15 protein-coding genes are annotated in these 17,498 nt (G+C 72.9%); all 15 read right to left on the bottom strand.

All coding sequences use genetic code 11. From position 1 onward, the window contains the following. Positions 1 to 78 precede the first annotated feature (78 nt). Complete coding sequence (gene nuoN, locus RWK90_RS10230; RefSeq protein ID WP_314037437.1) at positions 79 to 1,713, bottom strand: NADH-quinone oxidoreductase subunit NuoN; 1,635 nt, start codon at positions 1,711 to 1,713, stop codon at positions 79 to 81. After that, positions 1,710 to 3,266 (bottom strand): NADH-quinone oxidoreductase subunit M, encoded by a 1,557-nt coding sequence (locus RWK90_RS10225; protein WP_314037435.1) that lies wholly within the window; start codon positions 3,264 to 3,266, stop codon positions 1,710 to 1,712. Before RWK90_RS10225 ends, nuoN begins: the two co-directional genes overlap by 4 nt. Continuing rightward, complete coding sequence (gene nuoL / locus RWK90_RS10220) at positions 3,263 to 5,233, bottom strand: NADH-quinone oxidoreductase subunit L (protein WP_314037433.1); 1,971 nt, start codon at positions 5,231 to 5,233, stop codon at positions 3,263 to 3,265. The genes RWK90_RS10225 and nuoL overlap by 4 nt, the downstream gene beginning before the upstream one ends. An 11-nt stretch (positions 5,234 to 5,244) precedes the next feature. Further along, positions 5,245 to 5,544 (bottom strand): NADH-quinone oxidoreductase subunit NuoK, encoded by a 300-nt coding sequence (gene nuoK / locus RWK90_RS10215; protein ID WP_314037431.1) that lies wholly within the window; start codon positions 5,542 to 5,544, stop codon positions 5,245 to 5,247. Continuing rightward, positions 5,541 to 6,293, bottom strand: a complete 753-nt coding sequence (locus RWK90_RS10210; RefSeq protein WP_314037429.1) for an NADH-quinone oxidoreductase subunit J — start codon at positions 6,291 to 6,293, stop codon at positions 5,541 to 5,543. Before RWK90_RS10210 ends, nuoK begins: the two co-directional genes overlap by 4 nt. Further along, positions 6,290 to 6,910 (bottom strand): NADH-quinone oxidoreductase subunit NuoI, encoded by a 621-nt coding sequence (gene nuoI, locus RWK90_RS10205; protein WP_314037428.1) that lies wholly within the window; start codon positions 6,908 to 6,910, stop codon positions 6,290 to 6,292. The genes RWK90_RS10210 and nuoI overlap by 4 nt, the downstream gene beginning before the upstream one ends. Then, positions 6,903 to 8,309: an NADH-quinone oxidoreductase subunit NuoH gene (gene nuoH / locus RWK90_RS10200; protein ID WP_314037426.1), complete on the bottom strand. Its 1,407-nt coding sequence runs from the start codon at positions 8,307 to 8,309 to the stop codon at positions 6,903 to 6,905. Before nuoH ends, nuoI begins: the two co-directional genes overlap by 8 nt. After that, the gene (locus RWK90_RS10195; protein WP_314037424.1) at positions 8,306 to 10,975 is read right to left on the bottom strand and encodes an NADH-quinone oxidoreductase subunit G; all 2,670 of its coding nucleotides are present in this window, start codon (positions 10,973 to 10,975) and stop codon (positions 8,306 to 8,308) included. Before RWK90_RS10195 ends, nuoH begins: the two co-directional genes overlap by 4 nt. Then, positions 10,972 to 12,372, bottom strand: coding sequence for an NADH-quinone oxidoreductase subunit NuoF (nuoF, locus tag RWK90_RS10190; RefSeq protein WP_314037422.1), 1,401 nt, complete (start codon positions 12,370 to 12,372; stop codon positions 10,972 to 10,974). The genes RWK90_RS10195 and nuoF overlap by 4 nt, the downstream gene beginning before the upstream one ends. A 1-nt stretch (position 12,373) precedes the next feature. Beyond that, positions 12,374 to 13,165: an NADH-quinone oxidoreductase subunit NuoE gene (gene nuoE, locus RWK90_RS10185; protein WP_314037420.1), complete on the bottom strand. Its 792-nt coding sequence runs from the start codon at positions 13,163 to 13,165 to the stop codon at positions 12,374 to 12,376. Beyond that, on the bottom strand, positions 13,162 to 14,505 hold the full coding sequence (gene nuoD / locus RWK90_RS10180; RefSeq protein ID WP_314037418.1) for an NADH dehydrogenase (quinone) subunit D: 1,344 nt from the start codon (positions 14,503 to 14,505) through the stop codon (positions 13,162 to 13,164). Before nuoD ends, nuoE begins: the two co-directional genes overlap by 4 nt. Further along, positions 14,502 to 15,272 carry an NADH-quinone oxidoreductase subunit C gene (locus tag RWK90_RS10175; RefSeq protein ID WP_396230313.1) on the bottom strand — a complete coding sequence of 257 codons (771 nt, stop codon included), beginning with the start codon at positions 15,270 to 15,272 and terminating at the stop codon, positions 14,502 to 14,504. The genes nuoD and RWK90_RS10175 overlap by 4 nt, the downstream gene beginning before the upstream one ends. Next, entirely contained in the window at positions 15,269 to 15,823 is a 555-nt protein-coding gene (locus RWK90_RS10170; RefSeq protein WP_314037416.1) for an NADH-quinone oxidoreductase subunit B family protein, read from the bottom strand. Before RWK90_RS10170 ends, RWK90_RS10175 begins: the two co-directional genes overlap by 4 nt. Before the next feature lie 28 nt (positions 15,824 to 15,851). Continuing rightward, positions 15,852 to 16,211, bottom strand: a complete 360-nt coding sequence (locus tag RWK90_RS10165) for an NADH-quinone oxidoreductase subunit A (protein WP_007631723.1) — start codon at positions 16,209 to 16,211, stop codon at positions 15,852 to 15,854. A gap of 295 nt (positions 16,212 to 16,506) precedes the next feature. After that, positions 16,507 to 16,911 (bottom strand): hypothetical protein, encoded by a 405-nt coding sequence (locus RWK90_RS10160; RefSeq protein WP_314037412.1) that lies wholly within the window; start codon positions 16,909 to 16,911, stop codon positions 16,507 to 16,509. Between the last annotated feature and the right edge of the window lie 587 nt (positions 16,912 to 17,498).

The raw sequence follows: 17,498 nt of genomic DNA, 5'->3' as shown, positions 1-17,498 counted from the left end.
CCGGGTCAGTAGGGCCTCGGGCCAGGGGCCGCTCGGTGGTCGGGTGCGGCGCGGCCTATCCCGCGAACCCGACGTGGCCTACCCGGCGAACACCGACGCCGCGTCGGCCAGGTCCAGCAGCGGCTGCGGCAGGATCCCCAGGGCGACCGTCACCACCGCCGCCACCGCCACCACGGCGAGCGTCAGCGGCCGGCGGGCGAACGCCACCTCGCCGGTGCCCGCGCCGCCCGCCAGGCCGCCGCCCGCCACGCCTCCGCCCGCCACGCCGGCCCCGGTGTCGCCCTCGCGGAAGAACATCACCACGATCACGCGGATGTAGAACGACGCGGCGATCGCGCTGGTGAGCACGCCGAACACCACCAGACTCACCGCGCCGCCGGACACGGCCGCCGAGAACACCGCGAACTTGGCGATGAATCCGCTGGTCAGCGGGATTCCCGCCAGTGCCAGGAGCAGCAGGGCGAACGCCCCCGCGACGAGCGGCTGTCGGCGGCCGAGCCCGGACCAGGCCCGCAGGTCGGTGATCTCGGCGCCCTCGGGGTCCCGGACCAGTCCGGCCACGGCGAACACGCCGACGGTGCTCACGGCGTACGCGGCGAGGTAGAACAGGGTGGCGGGCACGCCGGCGGCGGTCGGCCCGAGCACCCCGGTGAGAAGGAACCCGGCGTGTGCGACGGAGGAGTACGCGAGCAGCCGCTTGACGTCGTTCTGTGTCACCCCGACGACCGTGCCGACGATCATCGTCAGCGCCGAGACGACCCACAGCACCGGCGCCCAGTCGGCCTCCATGTCTCGCACCGCGACGTGGAAGAACCGCAGGATCGCACCGAACGCGGCGAGCTTGGTGCCGGCGGCCATGAACGCGGTGATCGACGTGGGCGCGCCCTGGTAGACATCGGGCGTCCACGTGTGGAACGGCACCGCGCCGACCTTGAACAGCAGGCCCACCGACAGCATCGCCACGCCGATCAACGCGAGCGGGGTGCCTCCCTCGACCGCCACCACGGCGGCGATCCCGGTGAAGTCGACAGTCCCCGCGTAGCCGTAGATCAGCGCCGCCCCGTAGGCGAAGAACGCGGAGGAGAACGCACCCAACAGGAAGTACTTGACCGCGGCCTCCTGCGAGAGCAGCCGCCGGCGGCGGGCCATGCCGCACAGCACGTACAGCGGCAGGGACAGGACCTCGAGCGCGATGAACAGGGTGATGAGGTCGTTCGCGGCGGGGAACAGCATGAGCCCGCCGGTGGCGAACAGGGCCAGGGGGAAGACCTCGGTCTGGGTGACGCCGGCGCGTTCGGCCTCGCGCTCGGCGTCGCCGCCCGGTGCGAGCGCGGCCTGCGGCGCGAACCCGGCGAGCACCGGCGGGCGCGCCTCCGCCCCGACCCGCGACGCGTTCCCGGCCCGAGCCTCGGCGCCGACCCGCGCCCGCTCGCCGATGAGCACCCCGGCGCCGATCGCCACCAGGACCGTCGCGCCCTGGAGGAACAGGGCGGGCCCGTCGACGGCCACCGCGCCACCGGCCGTCACCGCCCGGGTCCCCGCGAGCGCCACCACCGTGACCAGCGCGGCGGTGAGTCCGCCGAGGTACAGGACGATCTGGGCGCGGTAGCGGTGCCGGGCGGGGGCGAACGCCTCCACGAGCACGGAGACGATCGCGGCGCCGAACACCACGAGCAGCGGCAGCAGCTGGGAGTAGGCGATGTCCGGGGTCATCGGGGGGCTCCGTCCACGTGGGCGACGGTCGCCGCGACCGCCGGGTCGATCACGTCCAGCGCGGGCTGCGGGTAGAAGCCCAGCACGATCAGGGCCACGACCAGCGGGGCCAGCACCACGCGCTCCCGCGCGGTGAGGTCGGGGGTCGCCTCGAGGCCGGTGGCGACGGGTCCGCCCATGACGCGCTGGTAGGTCCACAGGATGTAGACCGCGGCCAGGACGAACGTCGCCGTGGCCAGCACCGCGGCGACGGGATAGACCTCGAAGGTGCCCACAAAGACGAGGAACTCGCTGATGAACGGCGCGAGCCCCGGCAGGGAGAGGGTCGCGAGCCCGGCCACGAGGAACACCCCGGCCAGCACCGGCGCGACCTGCTGGACACCGCCGTAGCGGCCGATCTCCCGGGTCCGGTGCCGGTGCACGAGGAACCCGGCCACGAGGAACAGGGCGGCTGTGGCGAGGCCGTGGTTGACCATGTACAGCGTGGCGCCGGCGGCGGACCGGGGGGTCGCGGCGAACACGCCGAGCACGATGAACCCGAAGTGCGAGATCGACGCGTAGGCGATGAGCCGCAGCAGGTCGGTCTGCGCGATCGCCATGAGCCCGCCGTAGACGATGCTGATCACCGCGAGCGTCACCATGACGGGCGTCGCGGTGTCGGCGGCGCCGGGGAACAGCGGCAGGCTGTACCGCAGCATCGCGAACGTGCCGACCTTGTCGACCACGGCCATCATGAGCACGGCGGAGGCGGGCGTGGCGGCGACGGCGGCGCCGGGCAGCCACGTGTGGAACGGCCACAGGGGCGCCTTGATGGCGAACGCGAGCGTGAACCCGGCGAACAGCAGCAGCGCCGCGCCGGACGGGATCTGCAGTCGACCGTCGGCGACGGCGTCGGTGATGAGGCGGTGGTCGAACGTGCCGCGGCCGTCGGGCCCGAGCCCGGCCCGGTCCGTGTGGACGTAGAGGGTGATCACCGCGGCGAGCATGACGAGCCCGCCGAGGAGGTTGTAGAGGAGGAACCGCACCGCGGCGCGCGCCCGGTCGGCGCTGCCCGGGTCCGTGCCGCCGAAGGCGCCGATGAGGAAGTACAGCGGCACGAGCATGGCCTCGAACGCGACGTAGAACAGCAGCACGTCGAGGCTGGTGAACGCGACCAGCGCGAGCCCCTGCGTGGCGAGCAGGAGGGCGGGGTACGCCTGCGCGCGTCGGCCGGTGGACCCGTCCGGCCCGTCCGCGTCGCGCCATCCGGCCAGCAGCAGCAGCGGCATGAGCCCGGCGGTGAGGAGGACCAGGACGAGCGCGATGCCGTCGAGGCCGAGCGAGTACGTGGCGCCGAACGCGGGGATCCACGGCCGCGATTCGACGAACTGGTGGGTGGCGCCGCCGGGCTCGAACCGCACGGCCAGGACGACCGCCAACCCCAGGACGACCAGGGACGTGACCAGGGCGAGGGGCCGCGCCGCGCGGCGTGCGCTGCCGGGGGCGACGACGACGAGGAGCGCGCCGACCAGCGGCGTGAGCCACAGCGCGGTGAGCAGTCCGGGGCCGGTCACAGGACACCTCCGCCCAGCATGGCCGCGATCACCAGGACCGCGCCGACCAGCATGTACAGCGCGTAGGACCGGGTGAGTCCGGACTGCAGGAGACGCGTCCGGGCGGACAGTCCGCCGACCGCGGCGGCCAGGCCGGTCGCGGCGCCGGCCACCAGCCGCCGGTCGACGATCGCGGTGCCGGCGGCCAGCGCCTGCCCGGGTCGCATGAACAGCGTCTCGTTGAGATGGTCGGCGTAGAGGTCGCGGCGGGCCGCGCGGGTGAGCGCCGAGCCCTCGTGTGCTGTGGCGGGGATGTCCGCACGGGCGTAGAGGCGGGCCGCCACAGCGACGCCGGCGGCGACCGCCACCAGCGAGGCGGTGGTGACGAGCCACACGGGCAGGACGTGCTCGGGGTGGTGGTCGCCGACGACCGGGGCGAGCCAGTCCTGCAGTCGGCCGCCGATCGACAGCAGCGCGCCGGCGAGCACGGAGCCCAGGGCGATCGCGATCATCGGCCCGGTCATCGTCGCGGGCGACTCGTGCGGGTGGGCGCCGTCGGCCCAGCGGCGGGGGCCGAAGAAGGTCAGGATCATCACGCGGGTCATGTAGAACGCGGTCAGGCCCGCGCCGAGCAGCGCGACCGCGCCCAGCAGGTAGCCGAGCGGTGCGCCCGCCCCGGCCGGGCCCGCGCCCGCGTCGAAGGCCGCGGAGATGATGCCCTCCTTGGAGTAGAAGCCGGAGAACGGGGGCACCCCGATGATCGCGAGATAGCCCAGGCCGAACGTGATGAAGGTGACGGGCATGACCGCCCGCAGTCCGCCGTAGCGGCGCATGTCGACCTCGTCGTCCATGGCGTGCATGACCGAACCGGCGCCCAGGAAGAGTCCGGCCTTGAAGAAACCGTGCGTGAGCAGGTGCATGATCGCGAGCGCGTACCCGGCGGGGCCGAGGCCGGCGGCGAGCACCATGTAGCCCACCTGGCTCATGGTCGAGGCGGCGAGCACCTTCTTGATGTCGTCCTTCGCGCAGCCGATCACGGCCCCGTACAGGAGCGTGACCGCGCCGACGGCCAGGACCGCGGCCCGGGCGGCGGGCGCGGTGTCGAAGACCGGGTTGGCGCGGGTGATGAGGTAGACGCCCGCGGTGACCATGGTCGCGGCGTGGATGAGCGCCGACACCGGGGTGGGGCCCTCCATGGCGTCGCCGAGCCACGACTGCAGTGGGACCTGCGCGGACTTGGCGCACGCGCCGAGCAGCAACAGCAGCCCGAGTGCGGTGACGAGGCCCGGGCCGACCGCGCCGCCCGCGCCTGCACGGCCCTCGATGGCGGCGAACACGCCCTCGTACGACACCGTCCCCAGCTGCGTGACCATGACCATGAGCGCCACGCCCAGCCCGATGTCGCCCACGCGGTTGACGACGAACGCCTTCTTCGCCGCCGTCGCCGCGGAGGGCTTGTGCTGCCAGAACCCGATGAGCAGGTACGAGACCAGTCCCACACCCTCCCAGCCCAGGTAGAGGCCGAGGAAGTTGTCGGCCAGCACCAGGACCAGCATCGCCGCGAGGAAGAGGTTGAGGTACGCGAAGAACCTCCGCCGCGCGGGGTCGGCGGCCATGTACCCGATCGAGTAGACGTGGATGAGCAGGCCCACGCCGGTGACCAGCAGGACGAACAGCATCGACAGCTCGTCGAGGCGCAGGCCGAAGTCGACCCGCAGCTCGCCGACCGAGATCCAGGTGAACAGCGTCTGCGCGGCCGCCCGGTCGCCGGCCGCCCGGCCGGTCATCGCGACCAGCTGCCAGGCCGCCACGGCGAACGAGCCCAGCGCGGTCGCGCATCCGAGCAGGTGGCCCCACCGGTCCGCCCGCCGACCGAGCACCAGCAGGACCGCGGCCCCGAGCAGGGGCAGGGCGGGGATGAGCCAGAGCGCGGACCCGGTGACGGCCGGGGCGAGGGCGGCTGCGGTCGTCGTCGTCGTCGTCGTCATCGTCGTCCCCCCTAGTACCTGAGCAGGCTGGCGTCGTCGACCGACGCCGATCGGCGGGAACGGTAGATGGCCATGATGATCGCGAGGCCGATCACGACCTCCGCGGCGGCCACGACCATGATGAAGAACGCGAAGACCTGCCCGGTGACGTCGCCGTGCATCCGCGCGAACGCCACGAGCGCGAGGTTGGTGGCGTTGAGCATGAGCTCGATGCACATGAACACGACGATCGCGTTGCGCCGCAGCAGGAACCCGGCCGCGCCGATGGTGAACAGCACGGCCGAGAGGTACAGGTAGAGCTCGGGGTTCACGCGCGCCCACCCCCGCCGGTGCCGAGTGCGTCGGGCCCGTCCGCGCGATCGGCCGCGTGGCGCCGCAGGACCTCGCTCACCGAGTCCGGCGCGTCGGAGCCGTCGGGCAGCCGGGCGGGCACGTCGGCGGAGTTGCGGCGCGCGTACACGCCCGAACTGGGCAGGGGCGTGACGCGGGCGGTGTCGTCGCGTTGCCAGTCGAGGAACCGCTGCTCCGACATCTGGCGTTGGGTGCGTCGGCCGGTGAAGCGTTCGCGGTGGGCCAGGACCATGGCGCCGAGGGTGGCGATGATGAGCAGCACCCCGGTGAGCTCGAACGCCCACACGTGCCGCGAGAACAGCAGCTCGGCCAACGCCGGCACCTCGGACCGCCCGGCGGCGAACCCGGCGAACGGTGGGAGCTCGGCCCGCGCGAGCCCGGTCGCGAGCAGGACGCCGAAGCCCAGCCCGGCGAGAATCGCCGCGACCCGGTGCCCGCGGATCCGCTCGACCAGTGAGTCCGAGGACTCCACGCCGATGAGCATCACCACGAACAGGAACAGCATCATCACGGCGCCGGTGTAGACGACGATCTGCCCGACGCCGAGGAACACCGCGCCCTGCGCCATGTACAGCACCGCCAGCGAGACCATGGTCGTCGCCAGGCACAGTGCGGAGTAGACGGCCCGCGTCGCCGAGACGACGCCCAGCGCGCCGGCCACCGCGATCGCCGCGAGGACCCAGAACAGCACCGACTCCCCGCCGCTCATGCCGACCCGCCCCCGCGTCGGGCGCCTGCCGCGGCACCGTCTGCCCGGCCCGCCGCGGTGTCGCCGCGTCCGGGGTCGTACGGTTCGCCCTGCTCGGGCACCGCCCCGGTGATCTCGCCGCGGTAGTAGTCGGCGTGGTCGGTGCCGGGGACCATGTCGTGCGGCGGCGGCACCATGCCGGCGAGCATGGGTCCGAGCAGGTCGTGCTTCTCGTAGATGAGGTCGGCGCGGTTGTCGTCGGCCATCTCGTACTCGTTCGTCATGGTCAGCGCGCGGGTCGGGCACGCCTCGACGCACAGGCCGCAGCCGATGCAGCGCAGGTAGTTGATCTGGTAGATCCGCCCGTACCGCTCGCCGGGGGAGTAGCGCTCCTCGGCGGTGTTGTCGGCGCCCTCGACGTAGATCGCGTCGGCCGGACACGCCCACGCGCACAGCTCGCAGCCGATGCACTTCTCGAGCCCGTCGGCGTACCGGTTGAGCTGGTGCCGCCCGTGGTAGCGGGGTGCGGTCGGGACCTTCTCCTCCGGGTACTGCTCGGTGTGGGCCTTCCGGAACATCGTCGCGAACGTCACCCCGAACCCGGCGAGCGGCTCGAGGAACCTGGGAACCCTAGGCATGGCGGGCCTCCTGACTCGGGGCGGTGTCGGTGGTCGGGGCGGTGCCGGCGGCGTCGAGCTCGGTGGGGGCGCCAGCGCGGCCAAGCGCGGCGCGCTGGTGCGGGAGTGGCGGGACGGGGAACCCGCCGGCGGTGGGGTCGAAGGGCGCGGGGTCGGTGCGCGCGGCGCCGGACGGACCGGCGTCGGTGGGCGCGGCGCGGCCGCCGCGTCGGGTGCGGGTCCGGTGGACGACGACGATGACCGCGACCGCGACCAGGCCCGCGATCACCATGGCCGGCGTGAGGAGCTCCGACTCGGGACCCACGACCACCCGGATCGTGGCCACGGCCATGACCCAGGCCAGGGAGACGGGGATGAGCACCTTCCAGCCGAAGGCCATGAACTGGTCGTAGCGCAGCCGCGGGAGGGTGGCCCGCAGCCAGATGAACAGGAACAGGAACGTCCACACCTTGGCGACGAACCACAGGAGCGCCCACCACCCGGAGTCGGCGCCGGGGATGAGCGAGAACGGCAGCGGCGCCTGCCAACCGCCCAGGAACAGGGTCGCGGCGAGCGCGGAGACGGTGGTCATGTTGACGTACTCGGCCAGCATGAACATCGCGAACCGCAGGGACGAGTACTCGGTGTGGAAGCCGCCCACGAGCTCGCCCTCGGCCTCGGGCAGGTCGAAGGGGGCGCGGTTGGTCTCGCCGACCATGGAGATGACGTAGATGACGAACGACGGCGCGAGCAGGAACACGAACCACACCTGCGACTGCGCGGCCACGATCCCCGAGGTGGACATGGTGCCGGCGAAGAGGAACACGCCCACGAAGGACAGGGCCATGGCGATCTCGTAGCTGATCACCTGGGCCGTGGAGCGCAGGCCGCCGAGCAGCGGGTACGTCGAGCCCGATGACCAGCCGGCGAGGACGATGCCGTACACGCCGATCGAGGTGACGGCCAGCACGTAGAGGATCCCCACGTGCAGGTCGGTGAGCTGCAGCGGGGTGGTCGTGCCGAACACGGAGACCTCGGGCCCGAACGGGATCACCGCGAACGCCATGAACGCCGGGATCACCGCGATGACCGGGGCCAACAGGTAGATCGGCTTGTCGACGCCGGCGGGGATGAGGCCCTCCTTGAGGGCGATCTTCACGCCGTCGGCCAGGCTCTGCAGGATGCCGCCCGGGCCGACGCGGTTGGGGCCGATCCGCATCTGCATCCACGCGAGGATCTTGCGTTCGAGGTAGATGGCGGCGAGCACGGTCACCACGAGGAACACGAACACGGCGAGGACCTTCACGAGCACGAGCCACCACGGGTCCGCCCCGAAGGCCGAGAGGTCGGTGGCGGCGGCTGGGACCGCGCCCGCGGCTGCCGGGACCGCGCCTGCGGCTGCCGGCGAGACGGCGTTCATGCCGTCACCTCCCCGGCGGCGGTCCCCCTGGCGGCGATGCCCACGATCTCGCCCGCGGCCGCGCCGAGGGTGGCGTTGACGGCCGAGCCGGGGGAGTTCTGCGGCACCCACACCACGCGGTCGGGCATCTCCGTGATCGCCAGCGGCAGGGTGATCGCCCCGCGGTCGGTGGAGACGGTCACCGGGTCGCCCTCGCCTGCGCCGAGGTCGCGTGCGGTCGTGGGCGACAGTCGGGCGACCGGGCGGCGGGCCGTGCCGGCCAGGTGCGGTTCGCCGTCCTGCATGCGGCCGGCGTCGAGCAGCATCCGCCAGGTCGCCAGGACGGCCTGCCCCGGCCCCGGCTCGGCGCCCCTCGTCACCGCAGCCGCACCTGCGCCCGAGCCCGCTCCCGCAGCCGCTCCCGGCGATGGCGTCTCGCCCCCGCCGAAGGGCGCGCGAGACGCCATGTCGGCGTGCGGCTGCGGGTCGAACGCGTGCGGCTGCGGGGCGAACGCGTGCGGCTGCGGGTCGTGCCGGCGCGGCTGAGGTAGGAGGGCCTCGCCGACGGCCCGCATCTCGCGGCGGGCGGATTCGACGTCCGGCAGCCCGAACCACGCGCCCATCTCCTCGGCGAGCGCGTTGAGTACGCGGTGGTCGGGCATGGCGTCGGTGCGGGTCAGCGCGGCGGCGAAGGGGCGGGGGCGGCCCTCCCAGTTCACGAACGTCCCGGCCTTCTCGGCGACGGGCGCGACCGGCAGGACGACGTCCGCGCGGTCGGTGATCTCACTGCGTCGTAGCTCGAGGCTCACCACGAACGCGGCTGCCTCGACCGCGGCGAGCGCGGCGGCGGGGTCGGGCAGGTCGGCGGCCTCGACCCCGCCGACGAGCAGCGCGGACAGCTCCCCGGAGGCGGCCGCGGCCAGCTGGCCGGAGGTGGACCGGCCGGGTTCGGCGGGCAGGTCGTCGCAGCGCCACAACTCGGCGAGCAGGCGGCGGGCGGTGTCGTCGGTGACGGGTGCGCCGGCGGGCAGCAGCCCGGGCAGGCAGCCGGCCTCGAGCGCCCCGCGGTCCCCGGCGCGTCGCGGTACCCACGCCAGGCGGGCCCCGGTGGCGTCGGCGAGGGCGGCCGCGGCGGTGAGTCCGCCGGGGATCGCGCCGAGTCGTTCGCCGATCAGGATCACCGCGCCGGGTTCGCGTAGTAGCGCGGGCAGTGCGCCGTAGGTGGGGTCGCCGCCCCCGGAGGGGACGACGGCGAGGGCCCGCAGCACCTCGGGTTCGGCCCCGGGGACCGTCGGGAGCAGGGCGCCGCGGATCTTGCGGACGGCCGGACTCACGAACGGGGCGATCGCGAACGCCTTCAGTCCGGCGTCGCGCGCGGCCCGCCGCAGCCGGAGGAAGACGATCGGCGATTCCTCCTCTGGGTCGAAGCCCACGAGCAGCACGGCGGGGGCGTCGGTGAGGTCGGTGTAGGTGACGGCGTCGCCGGCCGGCCCGCGGGCGACCACGCGCTCGGCGAGGAACGCGGCCTCCTCCTCGGAGTGGTGGCGGGCGCGGAAGTCGACGTCGTTGGTGCCCAGCACGGTGCGGGCGAACTTGGCGTAGGCGTAGGCGTCCTCGGCGGTGAGGCGACCGCCGGTCAGGACGCCGGTGCGGCCCCGGGCCGCGGCCAGCCCGTCGGCGGCGGCCGCGAGCGCGGTGGGCCACGGCACGGGGACGAGCCCGCCGCCCTCCCCGCGGATCATCGGCGTGGTGATGCGGTCGGGTTGGGTGGCGTAGGTGAACGCCCAGCGCCCCTTGTCGCAGTTCCATTCCTCGTTGACCTGCGGGTCGTCGCCGGCGAGGCGCCGCAGGACGGTCCCGCGGCGGTGGTCGGTGCGCTGGCCGCAGCCGCTCGCGCAGTGTTCGCACACCGCGGGGCTGGAGACGAGGTCGAACGGGCGGGCGCGGAAGCGGTACTGGGCGCCGGTGAGGGCGCCGACCGGGCAGATCTGCACGGTGTTGCCGGAGAAGTACGACTCGAACGGCTCGTCGCCGTACACGCCGACCTGCTGCTGGGCGCCGCGCTCGAACAGGTCGATGAACGGGTCGCCGGCGATCTGCTCGGAGAACCGCGTGCAGCGGGCGCACATGACGCAGCGCTCGCGGTCGAGCAGGACCTGGGAGGAGATGGCGATCGGCTTGGGGAACGTGCGCTTGACCTCGGTGAACCGGGACCGGCCGTGCCCGCTCATGAGCGCCTGGTTCTGCAGCGGACACTCGCCGCCCTTGTCGCAGACCGGGCAGTCGAGCGGATGGTTGATGAGCAGCAGCTCCATGACGCCCCGCTGGGCCTTGTCGGCGACCTCGGAGGTGAACTGCGTGCGCACGGCCATGTCCTGGGTGACCGGGGTGGTGCACGAGGTGACCGGCTTGGGCGCGCCCTCGACCTCGACGATGCACTGGCGGCACGCGCCGGCCGGGTCGAGCAGCGGGTGATCGCAGAAGCGCGGGATCTGCACGCCCATCCGTTCGGCGGCGCGGATGATGAGCGTGCCCGGCGGCACCGAGACCTCGCGGCCGTCGACGGTGAGGGTGACGAGGTCCTCCGCGCGGTCGGCCACGCGGCCCTCGCCGCGGTCGGTGTCCCGGGCGGGCTCGTGCGCCGGCCCGCGGGCGTCGCGGGGGGCACCTGACGTGGCCGAGGTCATCGGGCCACCTCCTCGGATCGCGATGACGGCCCGCGCGCCGGGCGTACGGGCGGACGCCGCGAACCGGCCCCGGCGCCCGCGGTGCGCGGGAAGACGGTGGAGCGGCTGTGATCGAAGGGGCACCCGTCGGGGATGTGGGCCAGGTACTCGTCGCGGAACAACCGGATCGACGAGACGATCGGGGCGGCGGCAGCGTCGCCGAGTGCGCAGAACGACTTGCCGACGATGTTGTCCGAGATGTCGAGCAGTCGGTCGAGGTCGTCGGCGGTGGCGGTGCCGTCCTCGAGCCGCGTCATGATCTGCCGCAACCAGAACGTGCCCTCGCGGCACGGCGTGCACTTGCCGCAGGACTCGTGGGCGTAGAACTCGGTCCACCGCAGCACGGCCCGCACGACGCAGGTGGTGTCGTCGAAGATCTGCAGCGCCTTGGTGCCGAGCATCGTGCCCTCGGCGGCGCAGCCCTCGTAGTCCAGGGGCATGTCGAGCTGGGCGTCGGTGAGCAGGGGCGTCGAGGAGCCACCGGGGGTCCAGAACTTCAGGGTGTGGCCCTCGCGGATCCCGCCGGCGAGGTCGAGCAGCTCCCGAAGGGTGATCCCGAGCGGCGCCTCGTACTGGCCGGGCCGGGCGACGTGCCCGGACAGTGAGTACAGGGTGAAGCCGGGGGACTTCTCGGTGCCCATCGAACGGAACCACTCGGGTCCGTGCTGCAGGATCGCGGGGACGCTGGCGATGGATTCGACGTTGTTCACGACGGTCGGGCAGGCGTAGAGCCCGGCGACGGCGGGGAACGGCGGCCGCAGGCGCGGTTGCCCGCGGCGGCCCTCGAGCGAGTCGAGCAGTGCCGTCTCCTCGCCGCAGATGTAGGCCCCGGCGCCGGCGTGGACCACCACGTCGAGATCGAATCCGCTGCCGAGGATGTCGCGACCGAGGTAACCGGCCTCGTACGCCTCGGCCACCGCGGTCTGCAGTCGCCGCAGTACGGGCACGACCTCGCCGCGCAGGTAGATGAACGCGTGCGAGGCGCGGATCGCGTAGGCGGCGATGATCACGCCCTCCACCAGCACGTGCGGCGTGGCCAGCATGAGCGGCATGTCCTTGCACGTGCCGGGTTCGGACTCGTCGGCGTTGACCACGAGGTAGTGGGGTCTGGCCGCGGCGGAGGGGTCGGCGGCGTCGGCGCCGGTGTCCTGGGGGATGAAGCCCCATTTGCGGCCGGTGGGGAAGCCCGCCCCGCCGCGGCCGCGCAGGCCGGAGTCGAGCACGGTGGAGATGACCTCGTCGGGCTCGGCGGCGAGGGCGTTGCGCAGGCCCGCGTAGCCGTCGTGCTCGAGGTAGGTCTGCAGGGTCCAGCTGCGGGGGGTGTCCCAGTAGCGGCTGAGGTAGGGCGCGAGCGGCATGTCAGGCCTCCTCGTCCGGGGCGTCCGAGGCGTCCGGCGTGGTCGGGGCGTCCGGGGCGGCGGGTGGCTCGGGCGCGCGCATGTCGTGTGCGCGGGCGATGCGCAGTCCGGCGAGCGTGGCCTCGCCGGGGGCGCCGTCGTTGGCGCCGGGCCGGGGGTCGGGGAATCCGGCGAGGATCCGGGAGGTCTCGCGGAAGGTGCACAGTGGCGCTCCGCGGGTCGGGGTGACCTCGCGGCCCGCGCGCAGGTCGTCGACCACCTGCCGCGCGGAGGCGGGGGTCTGGTCGTCGAAGAACTCCCAGTTGATCATCACCACGGGCGCGTAGTCGCAGGCCGCGTTGCACTCGATGCGCTCGAGCGTGACGCGTCCGTCGGCGGTGGTGCCGGGCCCGTCGAGGCCCAGGTGGTCGCGCAGGTCGGCGTAGATCTCGTCGCCGCCCATCACCGCGCACAGGGTGTTGGTGCACACCCCGACCAGGTAGTCGCCGGTCGGCGTGCGGCGGTACATCGAGTAGAAGGTGGCGACGGCCATGACCTCGGCGGGGGACAGGTCGACGACGAGAGCGCAGAACTCGATGCCGGCGGGCGTGAGGTGACCGTCCTCGGCCTGGACCAGATGGAGCAGGGGCAGCAGCGCCGAGCGGGCCTGCGGGTAGCGGGCGACGATCAGCGCGGCGTCGGCCCGCAGTCGCTCGAGGACGTCGTTGGGATAGTGCCTCCGGGCGTCGGGTCGGACGATCGCGCCCGGCTCGTCCGGCTGCTGGCCGAACTGCAGGAACACGGGCTCGCTCATCGGTCCACCCCTCCCATCACGGGGTCGATGCTGGCCACGGCCGCGATGACGTCGGCGACCATGCCGCCCTCGCACATCGCGGCCACGGCCTGCAGGTTGGTGAACGAGGGGTCCCGGTAGTGCACGCGGTACGGGCGGGTGCCGCCGTCGGAGACCATGTGCACGCCCAGCTCCCCGCGGGGGGACTCGACGGGGACGTACACCTGCCCCGGCGGGACCGGGAAGCCCTCGGTGACGAGCTTGAAGTGGTGGATGAGCGCCTCCATGGAGCTGTCCATGATGTGGCGGATGTGCGCGGGGGAGTTGCCGAGACCGTCGGGGCCGACCTTGAGCCGGGCGGGCCAGGCGATCTTGGGGTCGTCGACCATCACCGGGCCGGGCGCCAGGCGGTCGAGGCACTGCTCGATGATCTTGAGCGACTCCTTCATCTCGTCGACCCGGATGACGAAGCGGTCGTAGCAGTCGCTCGCCGAGCCGGTGACCACGTCGAACTCGTAGGACTCGTACCCGCAGTACGGGTCGGTCTTGCGGACGTCGTGCGGCAGGCCCGTCGCCCGCAGGACCGGTCCGGTGACGCCCAGGGCCATGCACCCGGTGAGGTCGAGGTAGCCGACGTCCTGCAGTCGCATCCTCCAGATGGGGTTCTCCCGCAGCAGCAGCTCCATCTCGCGGATCCGCCCGGGCATGATGTCGAGCAGCTCGCGCACCTTGGGCACGGCCTCGTCGGGAAGGTCCTGGACGACCCCGCCGGGCCGGATGTACGCGTGGTTCATCCGCAGTCCGGTGATCACCTCGAACACGTCCAGGACGAGCTCGCGCTCGCGGAAGCCGAAGAGCATCGGCGTGCTCGCGCCCAGCTCGAGGGCGCCCGTGGCCAGGGCGACCATGTGCGAGGAGATCCGGTTGAGCTCCATGAGCATCACCCGGATCACCGTCGCCCGCTGCGGCACCTGCTCGCTGATCCCCAGCAGCTGCTCCACCCCGAGGCAGAAGGCCACCTCGTTGAAGAACGGCGACAGGTAGTCCATCCGCGTCACGAACGTCACGCCCTGCGTCCAGTAGCGGTACTCGAGGTTCTTCTCGATGCCCGTGTGCAGGTACCCGATCCCGCAACTGGCGCGGGTGACCGTCTCGCCCTCGATCTCGAGGATGAGGCGCAGCACCCCGTGGGTGGACGGGTGCTGGGGCCCCATGTTCACCACGATGCGGTCGTCGTCGGCGTTGCGCGCGGCCTCGCTGATCGCCTCCCAGTCCTGCCCGGACGCGGTGAGGACGGTGTCGGAGTCCGCGGCGCGATCGGCGCGGGCCGAGCGCCCCGCGCGGGTGCGGTCGGTGGTCATGAGTACGCCCTCCGCTGGTCCGGCGGCGGGATGGTCGCGCCCTTGTACTGCACCGGGATGCCGCCCAGCGGGTAGTCCTTGCGCTGCGGGTGGCCCTCCCAGTCGTCCGGCATCTCGATCCGCGTCAGCGACGGGTGCCCGTCGAAGATCACGCCGAAGAAGTCGTACGTCTCCCGCTCGTGCCAGTCCGTCGTGGGATAGACGCGGGTGAGGGTCGGTACGTGCGGGTCCGCGTCCGGGGCGCACGTCTCGAGCATCACGCGCCGGTTGTGGGTGATCGACTGCAGCGGATACACCACGTGCAACTCCCGCCCCGAGGAGTCGGGGTAGTGCACCCCGCTCGCGCCCAGCGACATCTCGAAGCGCAGGTCCGGGTCGTCCCGGAGGGTCAGGGCCACCGCCGGTAGGTGCTCGCGCACCACGTGCAGGGTGAGCTGCCCGCAGTGGACCACGACCTTCTCGACCGCCTCGTGAAAGTTCGGCCCGCCCCGCCGGTGCAGGGCCGCGGTGAGCGCGCGGATGACCTCGTCGTCGTCGTCCTCATAGGGCGGTGGGGTCCCGCCGGGCATGACGGTCGGGCGCACCAGGCCCCCGAACCCGGAGGTGTCCCCGGACCCGCGCACTCCGAACATCCCGTGCCGCACCCCCACCACGTCCGGGCCCGCGGCGTCGTGGGGGTCGGCGGCGACCGGGACGCCCGCGGCATCGGTGCGGTCCGGGGCCGAGGGGGAGCGGTCGTCGGGGCGCTCGGGCGTGCGGTCGGTCATCGGAACATCCCCTCGACCGGGATGAGCGGGCGCTGATCGAGCGCGGCACGCTCGGCGGCGCGGACCGCCTCGGCGCGGTTGGCGCCCAGCGGCATGTTCTGGATCTTGTCGTGCAGCGTGAGGATCGCGTGCATGAGCATCTCCGGCCGCGGCGGACACCCCGGCAGGTAGATGTCGACGGGCACGATGTGGTCGACGCCCTGGACGATCGCGTAGTTGTTGAACATCCCGCCCGACGACGCGCACACGCCCATCGACAGCACCCACTTGGGCTCGGCCATCTGGTCGTACACCTGTCGCAGGACCGGCGCCATCTTCTGGCTCACCCGGCCGGCGACGATCATGAGGTCGGCCTGCCGGGGCGACGCGCGGAACACCTCCGTGCCGAACCGGGCAAGGTCGTAGCGGCCGCCGCTCGTGGCCATCATCTCGATCGCGCAGCACGCCAGGCCGAACGTCGCCGGCCACAGCGAACCCTTGCGCATGTACCCCGCCAGCTGCTCGACCGTGGTCAACAGGAATCCGGCCGGCAGCTTCTCCTCGAGTCCCATGATCGCCTCCTCTCGACGCCTGTAGGGGTCAGTCCCAGCTCAACCCGCCGCGGCGCCACTCGTAGGCGTAGGCGACGGAGACGTTGACGACGAACAGGGCCATGGCGGCGAGCCCGAACACGCCCAGCTGGTCGAAGTGCACGGCCCAGGGGTAGAGGAAGAGGATCTCGATGCCGAAGATGATGAACAGCATCGCCGTGAGATAGAACTTCACCGGGAAGCGGCCGCCGCCCACCGGCTGCGGTGTCGGCTGGATGCCGCACTCGTACGCCTCGAGTTTCGCGCGGTTGAAGCGGCTCGGCCCCGCCACCGACGACACCACCGACGAGAAGACGGCGAAGGCGACGGCCAGGGCCCCCAACACCAGGATGGGCACGTACTCGTTCACACCGCATCACTCCTCGCGCTTGTGTCGAGAAGCCGCCTGTGGGCGCGCTTCTTAAAGCAACCGCTGTGGGAGGTCGAGCATCCGGCTGTGGGGGCCGGTCGTCCGCCTCCCCGGTGGGTCGGTCTCTTCCCGACCCGTGATTGTGACTCTACTCACACCGTGTTGACGTATGTCCGGAGTTCGGCCAGACGGCGTGTCGTGGCTGGTCAGCGGCGTGCGAGGGGGCGCGCGGCGGGCCGGGCGGGGTTGATCGGTGTGCGGGGCCGGGCGGGTTGATCGGTGTGCCGGGCCGGACTCAGGCGGGCGCGAGCAGGGCGTTGACCGTGTCCCGCAGGCGGAGCGGATCGATCGGGTGCGGCACCGAGGCGTCGGCCCGCGACCAGTCGGCGAGCCAGCGATCGTCCGCGCGGCCGATCAGCACCAGTAGAGGCGGGCAGCGGTCGAGCTCGTCGCGCAGTTGCTTGGCCAGCCCCAGGCCGCCGGTTGGAGTCGCCTCGCCGTCGAGGATCGCCAGATCGATGCCCCCGGCGTCCATGTGCTCCACGACCACGGGGGCGGTGGCGACCTCGGTGTAATCGAGCCGGGGCAGGTCCGGGTGCGGGCGGGTGCCGAGGGCGGACATGACGCGGGCGCGGGTGGTGGCGTCGTGGCTGTAGACGAGCACCCGGAGGGCGACATCGTGGCCTGCGGTCTCGGTCACGATCGCGACTCTACCCACGGGTCGGGCCTGCGGACGTCGGTTCGGCGGCGGGGTCGGGCGAGACCGCGCGCTGGCGTGGGAGGCGGTCCGGGCCGGGCCGGTGCTGTGCGGGGGCGGGCGGGGCGGTTCGGGCGGGACCGGTGCTATGCGGTGGCGGGCGGGGGCCGATAGCCGCGGGCGGGGCGTCAATCGCGGGCCGGCAGCCGCGGGCGGGGCGTCGATCGCGGGCCGGGCGCCCCTTGGCAGGAAGGCAGCGCGAGTGGCCTGAGATGCGCTGGGGGAACGACCCGCGCTGGCGGAATGGTCCCGCGCGCCAGCGCAAGTAGCCGGAAAGCGAGCACAGAGGGCGCATAAGTCAGCGTGGCAGCGCGAGTGGGGCGAGATGCGCTGGCGGGGTGCCCGAATGTGCAGCGGGCCAGCGCGACTGGGGCCGGATGCGCTGGCGGGATGTCCGAATGTGCAGCGGGCCAGCGCGAATGCGGCGGGGTGCGCTGGCAGGCTGCTCGGATGTGCAGCGGGCCAGCGCGAGTGGGGCCGGATGCGCTGGCGAGGTGCGCGGTGGGCCTGCGGGACCGGGAAATGAGCGA

The organism is Dietzia sp. CH92 (genome assembly GCF_032248695.1).
GTDB lineage: Bacteria > Actinomycetota > Actinomycetes > Mycobacteriales > Mycobacteriaceae > Dietzia.
The sequence above is the reverse complement of the archived record's forward strand: the minus strand, read 5'-3'. Positions and strand labels throughout refer to the sequence as shown.

What these genes read in the sequence shown, in the direction of transcription:
- nuoN (WP_314037437.1), bottom strand. Translation starts at nt 1,713, where the DNA reads ATGACCCCGGACATCGCCTACTCCCAGCTGCTGCCGCTGCTCGTGGTG.
- nuoL (WP_314037433.1), bottom strand. Translation starts at nt 5,233, where the DNA reads ATGACGACGACGACGACGACGACCGCAGCCGCCCTCGCCCCGGCCGTC.
- RWK90_RS10210 (WP_314037429.1), bottom strand. Translation starts at nt 6,293, where the DNA reads ATGAGCGGCGGGGAGTCGGTGCTGTTCTGGGTCCTCGCGGCGATCGCG.
- nuoI (WP_314037428.1), bottom strand. Translation starts at nt 6,910, where the DNA reads ATGCCTAGGGTTCCCAGGTTCCTCGAGCCGCTCGCCGGGTTCGGGGTG.
- nuoH (WP_314037426.1), bottom strand. Translation starts at nt 8,309, where the DNA reads ATGAACGCCGTCTCGCCGGCAGCCGCAGGCGCGGTCCCGGCAGCCGCG.
- RWK90_RS10195 (WP_314037424.1), bottom strand. Translation starts at nt 10,975, where the DNA reads ATGACCTCGGCCACGTCAGGTGCCCCCCGCGACGCCCGCGGGCCGGCG.
- nuoF (WP_314037422.1), bottom strand. Translation starts at nt 12,372, where the DNA reads ATGCCGCTCGCGCCCTACCTCAGCCGCTACTGGGACACCCCCCGCAGC.
- nuoE (WP_314037420.1), bottom strand. Translation starts at nt 13,165, where the DNA reads ATGAGCGAGCCCGTGTTCCTGCAGTTCGGCCAGCAGCCGGACGAGCCG.
- nuoD (WP_314037418.1), bottom strand. Translation starts at nt 14,505, where the DNA reads ATGACCACCGACCGCACCCGCGCGGGGCGCTCGGCCCGCGCCGATCGC.
- RWK90_RS10175 (WP_396230313.1), bottom strand. Translation starts at nt 15,272, where the DNA reads ATGACCGACCGCACGCCCGAGCGCCCCGACGACCGCTCCCCCTCGGCC.
- RWK90_RS10170 (WP_314037416.1), bottom strand. Translation starts at nt 15,823, where the DNA reads ATGGGACTCGAGGAGAAGCTGCCGGCCGGATTCCTGTTGACCACGGTC.